Annotated in this window: 13 protein-coding genes; 8 read left to right on the top strand and 5 right to left on the bottom strand. The window is 47.5% G+C overall.

Features of this window, described 5'->3' with window-relative positions:
- Positions 1-186: 186 nt before the first annotated feature.
- From QYB97_RS05285 to QYB97_RS05310, 6 genes are all read left to right on the top strand, one after another.
- Positions 187-1,467 (top strand): ABC transporter substrate-binding protein, encoded by a 1,281-nt coding sequence (locus tag QYB97_RS05285; protein ID WP_301164933.1) that lies wholly within the window; start codon positions 187-189, stop codon positions 1,465-1,467.
- Positions 1,468-1,529: 62 nt separating this feature from the next.
- Entirely contained in the window at positions 1,530-2,381 is an 852-nt protein-coding gene (locus QYB97_RS05290; protein ID WP_301164934.1) for a carbohydrate ABC transporter permease, read from the top strand.
- 1 nt (position 2,382) lies between these two features.
- On the top strand, positions 2,383-3,261 hold the full coding sequence (locus QYB97_RS05295; protein ID WP_301164935.1) for a carbohydrate ABC transporter permease: 879 nt from the start codon (positions 2,383-2,385) through the stop codon (positions 3,259-3,261).
- An 11-nt stretch (positions 3,262-3,272) separates the two neighbouring features.
- Positions 3,273-5,003 carry a glycoside hydrolase family 35 protein gene (locus tag QYB97_RS05300; protein WP_301164936.1) on the top strand — a complete coding sequence of 577 codons (1,731 nt, stop codon included), beginning with the start codon at positions 3,273-3,275 and terminating at the stop codon, positions 5,001-5,003.
- A 28-nt stretch (positions 5,004-5,031) separates the two neighbouring features.
- On the top strand, positions 5,032-7,032 hold the full coding sequence (locus QYB97_RS05305) for a beta-galactosidase (RefSeq protein ID WP_301164937.1): 2,001 nt from the start codon (positions 5,032-5,034) through the stop codon (positions 7,030-7,032).
- Between the two features lie 63 nt (positions 7,033-7,095).
- Complete coding sequence (locus QYB97_RS05310) at positions 7,096-8,091, top strand: LacI family DNA-binding transcriptional regulator (protein WP_301164938.1); 996 nt, start codon at positions 7,096-7,098, stop codon at positions 8,089-8,091.
- Between the two features lie 221 nt (positions 8,092-8,312).
- Here the strand turns inward: QYB97_RS05310 and QYB97_RS05315 are convergent, their stop codons facing one another.
- Positions 8,313-10,724: an ABC transporter permease subunit gene (locus tag QYB97_RS05315; protein WP_301164939.1), complete on the bottom strand. Its 2,412-nt coding sequence runs from the start codon at positions 10,722-10,724 to the stop codon at positions 8,313-8,315.
- Between the two features lie 266 nt (positions 10,725-10,990).
- On the opposite strand from QYB97_RS05315, the gene QYB97_RS05320 reads away from it, so the two are divergent.
- A complete protein-coding gene (locus tag QYB97_RS05320; RefSeq protein WP_301164940.1) occupies positions 10,991-11,536 on the top strand; it encodes a Rok-like winged helix domain-containing protein in 546 nt (181 codons plus the stop codon).
- A 246-nt stretch (positions 11,537-11,782) separates the two neighbouring features.
- On the opposite strand, the gene QYB97_RS05325 is transcribed toward QYB97_RS05320, so the two are convergent.
- Together QYB97_RS05325 and QYB97_RS05330 are read right to left on the bottom strand one after the other, a co-directional pair.
- Complete coding sequence (locus QYB97_RS05325; RefSeq protein WP_301164941.1) at positions 11,783-12,724, bottom strand: LCP family glycopolymer transferase; 942 nt, start codon at positions 12,722-12,724, stop codon at positions 11,783-11,785.
- A 195-nt stretch (positions 12,725-12,919) separates the two neighbouring features.
- On the bottom strand, positions 12,920-13,537 hold the full coding sequence (locus QYB97_RS05330) for a cell wall hydrolase (RefSeq protein ID WP_301164942.1): 618 nt from the start codon (positions 13,535-13,537) through the stop codon (positions 12,920-12,922).
- Between the two features lie 238 nt (positions 13,538-13,775).
- On the opposite strand from QYB97_RS05330, the gene QYB97_RS05335 reads away from it, so the two are divergent.
- Positions 13,776-14,861 carry a Gfo/Idh/MocA family protein gene (locus QYB97_RS05335; RefSeq protein ID WP_301164943.1) on the top strand — a complete coding sequence of 362 codons (1,086 nt, stop codon included), beginning with the start codon at positions 13,776-13,778 and terminating at the stop codon, positions 14,859-14,861.
- A 46-nt stretch (positions 14,862-14,907) separates the two neighbouring features.
- On the opposite strand, the gene QYB97_RS05340 is transcribed toward QYB97_RS05335, so the two are convergent.
- Together QYB97_RS05340 and QYB97_RS05345 are read right to left on the bottom strand one after the other, a co-directional pair.
- Positions 14,908-15,888 carry a 2-hydroxyacid dehydrogenase gene (locus tag QYB97_RS05340; RefSeq protein WP_301164944.1) on the bottom strand — a complete coding sequence of 327 codons (981 nt, stop codon included), beginning with the start codon at positions 15,886-15,888 and terminating at the stop codon, positions 14,908-14,910.
- Between the two features lie 15 nt (positions 15,889-15,903).
- On the bottom strand, positions 15,904-17,208 hold the full coding sequence (locus tag QYB97_RS05345) for an MFS transporter (RefSeq protein ID WP_301164945.1): 1,305 nt from the start codon (positions 17,206-17,208) through the stop codon (positions 15,904-15,906).
- Positions 17,209-17,255 lie beyond the last annotated feature (47 nt).

The raw sequence follows: 17,255 nt of genomic DNA on the forward strand, positions 1-17,255 counted from the left end.
GTGCTGTTTTTTTTTATGAAAATGACGTGATATGCAACTAAACTCTGTCGAACCGCAACTAAACCGGGCTCCAATTACTAGTAAATATAATTGGTAAAATATTTAGTAAAATGTTTATTGACACTTTTACTCTGTAACGTTACTATACTTGTAAGCGTTTACTAAAAAGGTTTGAGGAGGATATACATGAAAAAGAGAATGAGTCTTATCTGTTTTGTCATTGTAATGGCTCTAGTTCTTTCAGCGTGCAGTTCCAATAGTTCAGGCGGTGGTTCGAACGGGTCTTCGAAAAAAGAAGTAACCGCATGGGCATGGAACATCAATGTACCGGTGCTGAAGAAGGCTGCAGAGCTTTATGAAAAAGAACATCCCGGATTTAAGCTGAAAGTCACCGAGCTTGGAAGGGAAGATGTGTACTCCAAGCTTACAACAGGGCTGCAGGCTGGCGGAAAAGGACTTCCTGACATTGTCCTTGTGGAAGACGACCATTTTCAAGGCTACATGAATGCATTCCCAAAAGCTTTTGTAAACCTCTCGGATAAAGGCTTTGACAAAAGTAAGGACAAGTTCCCTACATATAAAGCCGACCTTCTTTCCAAAGACGGAAAAATGTATGCCTTTCCGTTTGACAGCGGTCCGACCGGCGTATTTTACCGAAAAGATTTCTTTGATAAGGCAGGCGTGAAGGCAGAAGACATTAAAACGTGGGATGACTTCATCGCAGCCGGCAAAAAGATTAAAGCCAAAGCAGGCGTTGACCTTCTAGGCCTCGACAAGAATGGCGATGACGGATTGTACCGCATGATGATGAACCAGCAAGGCGCGTTTTATTTTGATGAAAAAGGAAAATTGGATCTCACATCCAAAGAATCACAGGCTTCCATGGAAACGATCAAGAAAATGAAGGATGCCAACCTCCTGAAAAATACAGTCGGCTGGGATGCCTGGATTTCGGCGATGGCGAACGGAAAGGTAGCGACAGCACCATCCGGCGCATGGCTGACCGGGTCCATCGAGCAGCAGGCCAAGGATACAAAAGGCAAGTGGGGCGTAATGCCGTTGCCTGCAATGAAAGAAGGCGACAACCGTGCGGCCAACCTTGGAGGAAGCAACTATGTCATCACTTCTGCAAGCGGAAACCAGGACAAAGCCTACAAGTTTATGGAGTTCTTCTCCACATCAGATGATGTTCAGCTTGAAGCGATGAAAGGCGGATTATTCCCGTCCCTTTCCACGGTCTATGACAACGAAATGTTTACCAAACCTGATGAGTTCTTCAGCAACCAGACCATCTGGAAAACCTTCGCTGATGAAATGAAGGACATTCCGGCTGCCAACTATACCGGCGATTATGCGCTCACACAGGATGAAGTGGAGAAAGCGCAGTCTGAAACCCTGGGCGGCAAGGATGCGGCAAAAGCACTGAAGGAAGCGCAAGACCGGGTAGCCAACCGAATAGGCCAATAGAAAAAAACGAAAGGGTTGAATGCACGCATATTCAACCCTTTTGAATTACAAGGGGAGGTATTATGAGAAGCCAAAGAATCTTTTCTTACACGTTTTTAGCACCAGCGCTCCTGTTGTTCGCCGCATTTACGATTTATCCCGTGATCTCTTCGTTGATCCTGAGCTTTCAAAAATCAAACGGAGGCGTCTCCACCTTTATCGGGTTTGCCAACTACACCCGTTTGTTTCATGACGATATCTTCTGGAAAGCCCTGACCAATACGTTCATTATATTTATCATTCAAGTTCCACTCATGATCATTTTGGCGTTGATTCTCGCCAATCTGTTAAACCATCAGCTTTTAAAATTAAAAGGATTTTTCCGCGTTTCCTTCTTCCTGCCGGCGGTCACGTCGCTTGTGGCCTACTCGATTCTGTTCAGCATCATGCTGCAGGAAGACGGCATTATCAATAATGTGCTTGGCATGATTGGAATCGGGCCTGTCGGCTGGCTGTCCACGCCGTTCTGGGCTAAAACGTCCATCATCCTGGCGATGACGTGGCGCTGGACCGGATACAACATGGTCATTTTCCTTGCGGCTCTGCAGAACGTGCCAAATGAAATCTATGAAGCGGCATCGATCGATGGAGCGGGCAAGGTAAGACAGTTTTTCTCCATTACCATTCCAAGCTTAAAGCCGGTCATCTTGTTTGCCGGAATTCTGTCAACGATCGGAACACTGCAGTTGTTTGATGAACCGTACAACCTCACAAAGGGCGGACCTGCCGACTCTACCATGTCCCTTGGTTTGTATATCTACCAAAACGGATTTAAGTACTTTGATTTTGGCTATGCCTCGGCCATCGCCTATGTGGTCGTTGTGCTGGTAGCCATCTTGACCTTCATTCAATTTAAAGTAACAGGAGATGAGTGATATGAGCATGACCGAGCGTGCGGCATCAGGGCCGCAAGTAAGTGTTAAGCCGCGGCGCACCGTGAAAAAACGGGGAGGTGGAGTCGGTAAATACGTTCTTCTTGCTGTGTTTACCGTCGTCTCCATCTTTCCGTTCTACTGGATGCTGATCGGGGCGACGAACCATTCCAGCAAAATGTTTGCCGATACACCGACCCTTCTGCCGGGCAGTGAGTTTTGGACCAACTTCACGAACCTGAACAACTCGATCGGCATTACCCGTGTTCTGGCGAATTCACTGATCGTGTCGCTTCTTTATTTACTGTTTGCTTTAATCGTCTGCACGTGTGCAGCCTACGTGCTTGCCAAGTTTCAGTTTAAGGGACGCAATTTCATTTTCACGATGTTTTTGCTGTCCATGATGATTCCCAACCAGGCGACACTGATTCCGCTGTTTAAAATGATGTCGGATCTTAATCTGTTAAACACGTACTTTGCCCTTATTGCACCGATGCTTTGCTATCCGTTTGCCATCTTTTTAATGAGGCAAAATTTCCTGGCCTTTCCTACCGAATTGCTTGAAGCGGCACGACTGGACGGAGCCGGAGAGGTTCGGATTTTCCTAACCATTGTTCTACCGTCGATGAAACCCGCTCTGGCAGCAACGGCGATCTTTTTATTCATGACGCAGTGGAACAACTTCATGTGGCCGCTCGTTGCCACAACATCCAGTGACATGTATACGTTCCCTGTTGCCTTGTCCAGCTTGATGGGACTATCCATTATTGACTACGGACAGGTGATGACTGGTGTGACCATTGCCACAATTCCTATCATTATTGTCTTTCTTGCACTGCAAAAACACTTTATTTCCGGCATGCTCGGAAGTGCCGTGAAATAGGAGGGGTACCGATGCTAGAAACAAGAAACCAATCCTTTTACCTCAACGGAGAACCATTCAGAATTCTGTCCGGGGCGATCCATTACTTCAGGGTCGTGCCCGAGTATTGGGAAGACCGCTTGAAAAAATTAAAAGCGTGCGGGCTGAATACAGTGGAAACCTACATCCCATGGAACGTGCACGAACCGCGTAAAGGAGAGTTTGTATTTACGGGGATGGCGGATCTGGAAGGCTTTGTTACGGCCGCCCAAAAGCTGGGATTGTATGTGATTCTTCGCCCATCTCCCTACATTTGCGCGGAATGGGAGTTTGGCGGTTTGCCTGCATGGCTCCTGCAGGACAAAAATATGGAACTGCGCTGCTCCCACCCGGCCTTTTTAAAGCATGTGGAAGACTATTACGATGTACTGATTCCCAAGATTGTTCCGTATTTGATTGAAAAAGGCGGACCGGTCATCGGGCTGCAGGTTGAAAATGAATATGGCGGGTATGGTAATGACGCATCTTACCTGCTTTTTTTGAGAGATGCGATGCGTAATCGCGGAATCACAGGGATGCTCTTTACGTCTGACGGACCCGATATGCTGAAAAGCGGTTCTCTGCCGGATGTTCTGCCGACCGTGAACTTTGGCTCCAGACCTGAGGAAGGATTTGAAAAGCTAAAACAATTTCAGTCCGATGCTCCTGCCATGTGCATGGAATACTGGATCGGCTGGTTTGACCATTGGGGCGGGGAACATCATACGAGGGGAGGGGAGGACGCAGCTGAAGTACTGGACGAAATGCTTCGGGCCGGCGGCTCCATTAACTTTTATATGTTCCACGGAGGAACCAACTTTGGATTTATGAACGGAGCGAACCAGTACGAAAGCTATTCCCCGACCATTACAAGCTATGATTATGACGCCTTGCTGACAGAGTCGGGGGATTACACTGATAAATATTGGAAATGCAAGCATATCGTGGGCCGATACACCGATATCCCTGACATGGAAATTCCGGAGATTCCAAAGGTGGCTTATGGCGATGTATTGCTTAGCGATATGGGGAGTTTGTTTGACTATCTGCCAGACACTAATTCCAAAATGAACAGTGCCTATCCATTGACCATGGAGCAGGCCGGCCAGAACTACGGGTATATTTTGTATAAAACGGCTGTCGAATTTCCGGGGAAATATGAGATGGATACAAGAGGCATACATGACCGGGCATTCATTTATGTGAACGGGGAACATCAGCATACGATCTATAGAAATGATGAAAAGCAAACGGTGACTCTGTCATTCTCCCAGTCGGTGAACACGCTGGAAATACTGGTAGAGAACATGGGGCGCGTGAATTACGGCAATAACCTGAAGGATCCAAAAGGGATTACACAGGGGATTTGGCTTAACAATCAGTACATTTATAATTGGGAAATTACCAGCTTCGAACCTGAAATGTTCCTTGGTAATACTAAGGAGTATAAAGGAATGCCGGATGAGCGGTATCCAAGGGTTTTTAAAGGAACATTCACAGCCGATACGGTCGGCGATACGTTTGTATCGCTTTCTGAATGGACAAAGGGCAATGTGTTTGTGAACGGTTTTAATCTGGGAAGGTATTGGTCAGAAGGTCCTCAGGAAACGCTCTACCTTCCAGGGCCGCTTTTGAAGAATGGAGAAAATGAAATCGTTGTGCTTGAACTGGAAGGAAACGAAGGAGCAACCATTACCCTGCTCGACAAACCGCAGCTCGGTTAATACATAAATAAGGGAGGGATTACATCACATGTATTTAGGCGTTGATTACTACCCGGAGCATTGGGATCACAGCATGATCGACAGCGACTTATCACGGATGAAGGAAATGGGTGCCAATATGATCCGCATTGGCGAGTTTGCCTGGCACCTTATGGAGAAATCGGATGGTGAGTTTGATTTCCATTTCTTTGATTATGTCCTAAACAAAGCCAGGCAATATGGTATGATGGTGATGTTTGGAACGCCGACGGCCACCTTTCCTGCCTGGCTTGGCAGGAAGCATCCCGACATTTTTATCGTGGATGAAAACGGACAAAAAATGGCGTTCGGAGGAAGACGGCAGTATTGCTACAATTCGCCGGAATACCGCAAGTACTCGCTTCGCATTGCGGAAAAGCTTGTTTTTCATTATCGGGAAGAAGAAGCTATTGTTTCATGGCAGGTGGATAACGAACTCGGCCATGAAGGCAGCGACATGTGCTACTGCGGTGAATGCCATAAAGGTTTCACGAATTACCTTGAGAACAGCTATGAAAGCATAGATGAACTAAATGAAAAATGGGGAACTATTTTTTGGGGTCAAACGTATAACTCCTTTGACGAAGTGCCGCTTCCTACGAAAACGATTACGGTCCATAATCCAAGCCTTCTGCTGGATTGGGCGCGGTTTCGTTCGAAGTCGCTCGCAGACTTTGCGCACGCCCATATCGAGCTTGTAAAGGAGCGAAAAGGCAGCCATCAAACGGTGACAACCAACCTGCCCGGCGGCTTTTTCCAAAAGTGGTTTGACCACAACGAATTTTCGCGTTCGCTGGATTTTGTTTCTTATGATAACTATCCGGTTTGGGGCGGCATGAAGGAGCCTGTTACGCCGGCTTTCCTTTCCATGTCCCTCGACTATGTCCGGGGATTGAAAAAAGAGAACTTCTGGATTGTGGAACAGCTTATGGGAGCGCAGGGCCATGATGTGATCGGTTATCTGCCGCGCCCAAACCAGGCTAAAGCCTGGTCGTATCATGCATTCGCCCATGGCTGCACCAACATGCTGTACTTTCGATGGAGAGGCATGACGCGCGGAGCGGAGCAGAACTGCTACGGCATTTTGGACGGCAACAACCAAAAAACAAGAAAGTTTCATGAAGTGAAGTCGTTTTTTAATGATATTCAAAAGTATGAAGATATTTTAAATACACCATACCAGGCTGAGGTTGCCGTCCTGTATGACTTCGACAACATCTGGTCGTGGAGGTCCCAGCGGGAGAATCCGCAATTCGATTTCACGTCAGAGCTGATGAGGCTGTACACCCCGTTCCATCGCCTGAACGCAGGGATTGATGTCATCCGGTATGACCTCGATTTTTCCCAGTACAAAGTGGTTGTTGTGCCGGTAATGAAGGTCATTGACGAAGAACTGGCAGCCCGTTTGGAAGACTTCGCGAAAAAAGGTGGAACGGTCATCATGTCCTATCGCGCAGGCGTGCGGGACAAAACCAACAACCTTCGCTTTGGCGAGATGATTCCCGGGCCGTTATCCAGTCTGCTTGGCATTGAGGTCCATGAAGCCGAATCGCTGCATGAAGGACAATCAGCATCTCTTTTGTTCAGCGGAAAGGAATACAGCTGCACGCATTGGCGCGATATGGTTCACCCGACAGACGCCATGAGCCTTGCGAGCTATTCCGATTCTTTTTATAACGAATACAGCGCAGTGACGGTGAATTCGTTCGGTAAAGGAAAAGCCTACTATATTGGGGCTGGTGTGGAGGAAGATTTGTTAAACGTACTAGTCTCGGAGATTGCTGGAGATGTTAACCTAAACGTTTTGGAAACCAATCCGGGCGTGGAAGTGGTGCGAAGAACGTCAGAAGAGCAAGAGTACGCGATTGTCATCAACCACAACGGCACCGCAGAAGAATTTAATGGGGAATCAATTGAACCCTATGGATGCTCCTTCTATCATTATCGTGAAGAAGGAGTCTGGACGAAAATTGAAGCAACGGAACGCTCGCAGGAAGCTGCGCATCTTTAGCTGACAGGCTGCCAGCACCCTGAAAACCGCGCGTTTCTGAATGGAGAGAAAGAGTGATAGAGAATGGCAACGATTAAAGACATTGCAGAACAAGCGGGCGTCTCCCAGGCGACGGTTTCCCGGGTGCTGAATTATGATCCTTCCCTGTCGGTGAGTGATGAGACGAAACGCAGGGTGTTTGAAGCGGCAGAAGCTCTTTCCTATAAAAAGGGCCAGAGCCGGAAAATGAACGGTGCCAAGATTGCCATCTTAAGCTGGTACAACGAAAAGGAAGAGCTGGACGATTTGTATTACATGTCCATCCGGATCGGCGTGGAAAACGAGTGTCAGACCAACGGCATGCAGTGCATCAAATATACGTACAACAGCAACAGCCTGACCCGCATGCAGAATGAGGATATTCAGGGCATGGTGGCGATCGGCAAATACAGCAGTGAACAGGTCAAAAAGCTGCAGCAAATTACCAGTCATATTGTTTTTGTCGATTCATCACCAAATGAAGAGGTCTTCGATGCGGTCGTGGTAGATTTAAAAAAAGCGACAGAGAAGGTGCTGAAGCATTTGATGGAGAAAGGCCATGAGCGGATCGGCTATTTGGGCGGATTTGAAAGTCTGGTCTACGATACCGCACAGACCGAAGACCTTCGGGACCGGGCCTTCAAGGATTATATGGAAGCTGCCGGCATGCTGGATGAACGGTACATCTACCTTAGTTCATTTACCGTGGATGAAGGCTATGCGCTCATGAAAAAGGCCATCGCCGAGCATGGAGATGAGCTGCCGACTGCCTTTTTTGTGGGGAACGATCCAATGGCCATCGGCTGCCTGAAGGCTCTTCACGAGAACGGCATCTCCGTGCCCGCACGTGTGAACCTGATCAGCATCAACGACATCAGTGTTTCCAAGTTTGTGTACCCGTCGCTCAGCACGGTGAAGATCCACACCGAGCTCATGGGAGAAACCGCCGTCGGTCTTCTGCTTGAGCAGGTGGCCGGGCGGAAAGTACCGAAGAAGATTTATGTGGGCACCGAGCTGATCATTCGGGAGAGCAGTTTTTAAGTTTGGGCTTCGGAATGATTGTGTCGAAATTAGTCGAAACCTACTAGGGGTAAACGGTTTGAAAATAAAAGGTGGGTTTTTGAACATGAATTCGGGTTTTTAAAAATAAATCGCCTTTTTTGAAAATAAAATCGCATAATTTGAAAATAAAATCGCGCAGACAGCTTATCCCCACCTAAAAAACCGCGCCGGAACCCAATTCCGGTGCGGTTTTCATCGTTTTATCTGAAATAATACTGATCCTGGAGGCTGATCCACCAGTGGCCGTCCGATTTTTCGGTAAAAAGGACAAGATATCGTCCTTTTATATACGATAATGAATCCTTCGTCTCTTTCGCCGGCTTACTTTTCATCGCTTTTTTAATATCTTCTCGGGAGCTGTCGTACTGCACCTGCATTCGGTTGATTACTCGGCTCATCCCGGAAGAAATGATGATCTGGTAGCCGCCATCCTTATAATAATAGTCGGTCCGCTTCTCATAATCTTTCACTTTCAGCGGCTTGCCATAAACGCTGTTGATGATCGTACGTTCCATCGGACCGCCAAGATAGTACTCCCTGACACCATTGATCATTCCGTCCTCAAATTGGCTGATTGTGTCATCATCCAGATCCACAATTGGCGTTTTTTGTTCCGTCGCCACAGCTTCATGTGCAGCGGCTATTTTCTCTTTTCGGTCAAAGTCCTCCGAAAACTTATGAACGGCAAAGAAACAAAAGCCCACAGCCACAGCAACGATAATGGCAGAAGCGGGATGAAAGTGCTTCTTTCTTCGCCACTGCAAATCTTCAATGGCCCTCTTCAGTCCCTCGAGCATAAGATTCACGCCAAAAATGGATACAGCGAAAAACAGGACAGGAATGACGAGAAGGTACGGACGAAGCATCATTTGCCGGTAATAGGAACCGATGAGGCCGGACCACTCATTGGACATGGACTTCGGTAAAAAATCTCCGCCAAAGACCGTGTATTCTTCACGAACGGTGCCGCCAAAGAAAATTTCGAGCAGCCCGAGGTGTGCAAACAGAATAAGGACATACATGATTTGCTGAATATAGATGAACCACAATTTCGGCAGCATATGCGGGAGGATGTGCCTGGTAAACACATGAAAGCGGCTGCCCCCGAGCACTTTTGCGCTGGTTACAAACTCACGGTACGAAATCAGCTCCATTTCCGAGCCGATCATGACAGACACCGCTGGGACGGCAACAAGCGTTAATATCAGTATGTAAAAGGTGCCTTTTTCCCAGAACGTCAGTCCCTCTGAGAGAATAACCGTAAACAGAATAAAATAGCAGAGCAGCGCAACCGGTATGTAATGGGTGGAATCCACAAGCCCTTTGATCCACTCCTTCAACTTTTGATTCATGATGAAAAACAAATAACCGCCAACAAAGGATAGGAGAAGACGGGCCAGGCTGATGAAAAAGGCAAGTCCGAGCGTATACTTGGCACCTGACGCGATTTTATAAAGCAGTTCATATCCAAACTGGTCCGTGCCAAACCAGAAACGGGAAGAGGGCTCGAATGGCGCGCGTTTAAGAGCGTTGAATCCGTCCTTGGCATAGAGGACCTGGGTTTGCAGGATCTTGTTGTCAAACGCATAATTATGGATCAGGCTTATGACCAGAATGGAGCCGATAATGCAGAACCCTGCCACAAAGAGCGGCTGTGCCCCAACATATTGCAGCGGCCGGATGATTCGAACAAACACATGTTTCAGCATTCGCCATAACGGCTCCAGGTTCAGGCCCGATTGTGCCGCTGCGGTCGCTGCGGCCTCACTTTGCAGGGCCCACCGGCTGGTAAACCATGATCCGAGAGTGAAAAATGCATACATCGGAAGGAAAACGAGCAGGGAGGCGACGGTGAAAATGGACGGATCTCCGTGCTGGTATACAAAATTGGTAATTCCGCGAATGTTGAACAAAATTTCAATGACAAGCAAATTTGAAAGCATGAACCATAGAATCATTTTAGACTGATGAAAAAAGTGAATGAGCGTATTCGGCATGATGTGGTGAATCAGGATATAGAGCCGCGATAGCCCTTTGCTCCTTGCATTTTCGATGTAAGGTTCTTCCCACTCTTCCTCCATATGAAACAGCAGAATGCGCAGGGAAAGGATGGTGGGCATCACGCTTAAACAGAGAATCGGGAGCGTGTACGGCTGTGAATCGCCATAAGCGACTACATCAAAAAGAAGCACATTGGTTTTTTTATAAATCCAGATAATCAAAAACTGGATCAGCACCGTAATTAAAATATCTGGAAAGGATTCAAACAGAAACAGAACCGACTTTGCTCCCCGGTACAATGATTTTGGAAGCAGGGAAATCAGGATGCTGAGCACGATCGCTGCGAAAAGGGCCAAAAAAAGTGCGGCAAACAGCACCGTCATGGAATAGAGGTAAGGCTCCCACAGATCAGGAAAAAGGCCTCGCCGGGCAGCCTCTGATGAATAGGTAAGATCTCCCGGATGAGCCAGCTGACCCAGTAAAGCTTTCAATCCATCCGTATACTTGCTGAATTCAAAAGACGTTCCGTTAAAGGCAAACGGAATGGCCCCCATCAGCACAATGCCAATGATGGATGTAACAAATGTGATGAATATGCGTTTTATCAACATAAGATGAAATAAATCCCCCGTTCAAAAAGGTATATAAGGACACAGTGTATGAGTACCTCTCCCTACAATATGTTCCATTAATTTACACTAATCTCCTTCTTTTGACGCGGGAGTTTTTACGTAAACAATTAATTGGTTTGGCGTATTGTCGAAAACTTACAACCTATTACCTGTAAGAATTGCTACAATTAGCCACTATTTATCTCAATATCTTGTGATAATCTAATAGTGAGTATATACATACAGAAATATGGGGGGATTTTACATTGTCTAGTGAAAAAGAAGCATTGCTTTTCCGATTACAGCAGATGGAGGAGAAGGAACGTTTTTTCATGAAAGAGCTTCAAAAGGAGAGAAATGAAATATATGACCGGCTGCGGGAGATCGACAGCCAGCCAAGCCTTTCCTCATTGAGTGCGTATAAAGAACCGGTGAAGGTGAGGGAAGAAGCTGCAGCTGCTGTAGACCCAGGAGTACTGGAGGAGGAAGCGCCGGCCGCAGTTCCTGAAAAAGAAGAGGTGGTGGAGTCTTTACCCTCAGCAGGCAGCAGTTCTGCTGCAGCTGCTCCAAGACCAAAGGTTTCAAACGTCCAGGCCGTAAGAGATGTTCTGAAAGGCAGCCGCAAGAGTCTGACCATTTCAGAAATCAGACATGAACTGGACAAGCAATTCGGCCTGGCGCCAGCCAACCTGACGACCATCCTTTACAAGCTGAAAAAAGAAACAGATGCCATCACAAGCCCGGGCAGAGGTATGTACTTTTATCAGGAACCTGTAAACAAAGGATCCGAAGAGCTTCAAGAGGAAGAATAGGAATGACGAGGGAAACCCCATGCTGACAGGTGCTGCATGGGGTTTCATCTTTTCTGAAAATGATGTGTTTGGTGAGTAATGAGTTAAAAACGGTGAGTAAAATTTGAATTTCCGAGAGTAAAGTCTTTAAAACGGCGAGTAAGCAAGGTATTTCCGGGAGTAAGCACAGGAAAACGGTGAGTAATCGTCAAAGTCTCCTGCCGGCAAACAAAAAAAGCCGCCCGGGAGGACAGCTTTCTTCGTGTTCTATGAAGAAATCTCCAATTGTTCCTTCAGCATGGTGTGGATGCGGGTGCGTTCTTCGTCAGGGACGATCAGGTAATAGATGCCGTTGATCATTTGGCCGTTTCCTTTGACCTCTACGCTTTCCACGTTGTTGCGGGCACCTTTGTATTTGGACTGGATGTCTTTCATTTCATCAAAGGTCATGTTTGTTTTCACGTTGGATCCGATCACGTTCAAGATGTCGCCCATTTTTGTTACGGAAGAAACCTGGGCTCCTTCGTTCACAATTGCTGAGATGACCTGGCGCTGGCGCTCGTTACGGCCAAAGTCGCCCTGGGGGTCTTCTTTTCTCATACGGGTGTAGGCCAATGCTTCTTTACCGCTCAGCTTCAATTCACCTTTCGGAAAGTTAAAGCCATCGTATTTAAACGCGAGACGCTGGTTGTTGACGGTCACACCGCCAAGCGCATCCACCAGACCCTGGAAGCTTTCCATGTTAACTTTTACATAATAGTCGACCGGAACATCAAGAAAGTTTTCCACCGTCTTGATGGCCATCTTTTCTCCGCCAAACGCGTACGCGTGGTTAATCTTGTCTTCTGTCCCTTTTCCAACCATCTCGGTGCGCGTGTCACGCGGAATGCTGGTCATTACCATTTTGTTTGTTTTCGGATTGACGGTAACCAAAATCAATGTGTCGGAGCGGCCGCGGTCGCCCTGCCGTTCGTCGACCCCGAGAATCAGGATGGAAAGCGGGTCGCCTTCTCCTGGTGCCAGTTTGCCGCTTCGCTTGTCTGAACCACTCCAAGCAGAACCTTCGTGCATTTTGTTGGCTGTGCTTTTAACAGAACCATAGACATAGTAAATTCCGCCTGCGGCTATCAGCACAATTACCCCTATAACGATCATCGCAATCTTGAAACCAGAGCGCTTCTTCTTGCGCTTTCCTGAACGAGTGTCCATTTTATCAACCTCTTCTTTATTAGTAACAGCTAAAATTCCTGGCATAGTAATATCGGATTAAATGCAATTTCTTTTATAATATAACAGAAAATTACAAGTTTGCTAGAGAATATTTAAAGATTGGTACAGCAAAAATTTTATTTGCACACGAAAAAAGCCGACTCTCACTATGAGAATCGGCTTAGGTATAAATAATTATTTAGCGAAAATATGATTGCCGATGCGTGTAACACTTTGACGTGTGAAAATCCACTGGTTGGTTGCGGTATTAGGATTATAGTAGAAAACAGAACCATATGTAGGATCCCAGCCTTTTAAAGCATCAACGACTGCACGATAGGAATCGCTGCCGGGAGACAGATTGTATTGGCCGTCATGAACGGCGGTAAAGGCGTTTGTCTGGTTGACCACACTGTAGGCGTCCTTTGGAAAACGGCGGTCTCCCAAGCGGTTCAGGATCACGGCAGCAACAGCGACTTTTCCAATATAAGATTCTCCGCGTGCTTCTCCGTTGACCACCCTTGCCATAATGTCCAGATCATTTAATTTTCTCAATGTTTTAGGGCCGGCTACACCATCAGGAACAAGACCGGCAGCCTGTTGGAAGTTTGCCACGGAGTTTTTGGTAAGAGGACCAAAATATCCGGTTACCGGGCCATTAAAATAGCCGGCATTTTTCATAGTGTGCTGCAGGGCGGTTACTTCACGGCCGGAACTTCCTTTTCCCAGCATTTGAGCGTACGACAAGCTTGGTGCGGCTACTAGTGCGAACCCAATGACGACTAAAACTGCAATTCTTTTTACAATTTTCATCAATCTACTTCACCTCTCGCTATTTTTTTACGCTACCGTTTCACAGTAACAGACAAATTATACTATAAAATCCAACTTTAGGTTTATTTTGGAATGAGCAGGAAGTACTTTTTTTCTTTTTATCCAGGGACCCAGGCACTATTTACCACGACAACGGAGGCAGGAAATGGTAATCATTACTTTTTTGCTGTAGGCTTAATTGCAAAGAACGATTAAATGATAAAAAGCAGGTGATTAAATGGTTCATCCTATTCGTTTTAGTATCATTGGCGGAGGGAGTTTTCGGGCACTGTACTATTTGCGGATCGCCCGGATGCTTCCACAGAAATTTCACATTGCCGGAATGGTTGTACGGGATGAAACAAAAGGGCGGGAGCTGGAGGAGCGGTGGAACGTAAGAACCTACCGTAACCTTGAGCAGCTTCTGCAAAGTGAACATCCTGATTTTGTGGTTACATCGGTTACCGGCAGTGTAAACGCCAGGTATGTATTGGAACTTGGAGATATGGATATCCCCGTTTTAACTGAGACTCCGCCTGGCAGCACGCTTCAGGAGCTGTATACGCTTCACGATGAACTGACATTGAAAAAGAAAAAAATCCAGGTCGCCGAGCAATATCATCTGCATCCACTCCATGCGGCACGTCTTTCCCTCATTCAGTCGGGAATGCTGGGCAAGGTAACAGAGACAACTGTATCCATTTCCCATTTTTATCACGGTGTAAGCCTGATTCGTAAAATGCTTGGGATTACGTTTGAAGATGCAGAGATTACCGCAAAGCGATTTACCACCTCCATCCTGGCCGGACCTGGACGGGAAGGTCCTCCAAAAGAGGAGAAACTGATTACAGCCGAACGCGATCTCGCCTGGCTTCAGTTTGGTGAAAAACTGGGTATCTATGATTTTACGAAAGACCAGCACCGCTCATGGATCCGTTCCAATCATCTGTCAGTGAGAGGAACAAAGGGTGAGCTCTTTGACGAGCGCATCAGTGTTCTCACAGACTATCAGACACCGCTTCCTCTCACGTTCCAGCGGGTCAACAAGGGTGAACAGGAAAATCAGGAAGGATATTATCTCGATGGAATCCTTGCGGGTGAGCGCTGGGTCTATAAAAACCCGTTTTCGCCCGCCAGGCTGTATGACGATGAGATCGCCATTGCCACCTGTTTGCAAAAGATGGCGGACTACGTTACAGGCGGACCGAATTTTTACAGTCTGCAGGAAGCCTCACAAGATCATTATCTGGGTCTCATGATCCAGGAGGCCATTGAGACGGGCCAAACGGTGATGACGTCCAAACAGCCATGGAGTGAAGAATGATCACCTCATGTAAGAAGCCAGGCCGCTTAAATGGCCTGGCTGTTCTTTACTTCAATACTCCTTTTAGTTCACTGACTACGGCCGATGGCTCCTTGCCGGTTATGGCCGCAACCAAATTCTCAGCGGCAAGCATGGCCATATCAAACCTCGTCAGGTAGGTGGCTGATCCGATATGAGGAAGAGTCACCACATTCGGCAGCTTCAGCAGCGGGTTGGTTGGCGATACCGGTTCCTGGTCGAAGACGTCGAGGCCGGCGGCAAGAATTTCCCCGTTTTGAAGGGCTTCTGTCAGTGCCTGTTCGTCCACCGTCTGTCCGCGCGATGTGTTAATAAAAATGGCCGACTTTTTCATTTGGGAAAATTGCTCACGGCCCATCAGATGCTTCGTTTCCTCAGTAAACGGAACCATCAGCAGCACAAAATCCGATTTCTGCAGCAGCTCTTCCTGTGAAACATAGGACGCATCCAGTTCCTTTTCTGTTTTTGGCTTTCGGTGGCGGTTGTGATACAAAATGTCCATGTTGAACCCAAATTTTGCGCGGCGGCCGATCGCCTCCCCAATTCTTCCCATGCCGATGATGCCCAGTGTTTTGCCGTGGACGTCCACCCCAAACAGCGGCTCATCACCTTTTTTCTCCCATTTTCCTTCCTTCACGAGCTTGTCGAGTTCAGGCACACGGCGGGCGGCAGACAGCATGAGTGCGAGGGCAAGGTCAGCCACGGTCTCGTTCAGCACGTCCGGTGTGTTGGTACCGATGATGTTTCTTCGCTTCATGGCATCGGTATCAAAATTGTTGTAGCCGACGGAGATGTTGCTCACCACTTTTAAATGGGGAGCATGATCTAAGAGCTCATCATTAATCTTTTCCCCGGTAATCAGCAGTCCCTCTGCTTCTCCCAGCTTTGTCAGCAGCTCGCTCCGGGTGATCGGCTCCGAGCTTTCCCATTTATCGTAGAAGCAGTGCTCGGCAATATAGTTTTCTACTTCTTCTGGTACAGGTTTTGCCAGGTAAACATACGGTTTCAATGGTGTTCCTCCTTTTTAGTTTTCAATCGGTTTGTTCACGATGAACCAGTAGCACAAGGCCGCACAGCCCGCAATTACGCCTCCGGAAATAAAGGCAAGGGAGTAGGAGCCGGTCTTGTCGACGATCAGGCCAGCGATGACAGGAGAAAATGCGCCGCCAAAATATCCGCCGAAGTTTTGAATAGATCCGACAGAAGCGACCATGGACGGCGGGGCAATGTCCCCGGCAAGTGCCCAGGCACTGCCAGTCATCGCTGAAATAAAGCAAAGTGCAAGAGTAAGCAAGGCGATGGTCATGGCAAGGCTCTCCACGAACGGAACAGCACACACGACGACAGCAGCACAAATGGCACTGATACTGATGGCGATGCGCTTTGCCTTGATCGGAGTGGTCATTTCTTTATCTACCATCTTTTTCGTCAGGTAGCCTCCGAAAATGTTGCCGAAGATGCCGCCAACCCAAGGAATACCCGCATAGATTCCCAGTTCTTTTAGTGTAACACCATGAACATCTGTCAGGAACAAGGGAAGGAAGACAAGGAAGATGTTCCAGATCCAGATGGTGCAGAAAAAGCCGAGAATCATGCCCCACACACTCCGGTATTTGAAAAGCTCTCTCCATTTGATTTTGGAGGTTTGGAGGCTTTGTTCAGAACCAGCCCCATCCGTCCGGATATAGTCAAGTTCCTGCTTGGTCAGCTTGCGGCTTTGCTCAGGATTTTTATAAAAGATGTAGAACCCGATGGCGAAGATGATGCCCAGCACACCGGTGATGTAAAAGAGGGCTCTCCAGCCAAACGTAACCATGATGAAGACGAGCAAAGGAGGAGCAATGGCAGGGCCCCATTTGGAGGAAGAGTCCCAAATCCCTGTTGCCAGTCCGCGTTCCTTTTTCGGAAACCAATAAGACGTAATCTTTGCCATCGTCGGAAAGCACGGCGCTTCACCGACACCGAGCAAAAGACGTGCGAAAATAAACGAACCCATCTTGGATACGGCGCCTGTCAGCATCGTCGCGCCGCTCCACCAAATCAGCGCAAGCGTATACACTTTTTTCGTTCCGAACCGGTCGATCAGCCAGCCGGCCGGAAGCTGCATGAGGGCATAACTCCACGAAAAAACAGTACCCAGAAGTCCGATTTCCGTCGCAGTCAGCCCCAGCTCTTTCATCATTTGCGGGGCAGCGATTGAAAGGTTTGCGCGGTCCAGATAGTTAATAATTCCCCCAATTAACAGCCAGATAACGACCGTCCAACGAAACTTCTTTGCCAGATTGGCGGTCCTTACCGGCTTTGTTTGCAGATTTGCATCCATAGCCATACCTATCCCTCCTAGAATTATTTATTAAAACGCCTTAATTGGCAGCG

The organism is Fictibacillus fluitans, from assembly GCF_030418125.1.
In the GTDB taxonomy this organism is placed as follows: Bacteria; Bacillota; Bacilli; order Bacillales; family Fictibacillaceae; genus Fictibacillus_C; species Fictibacillus_C fluitans.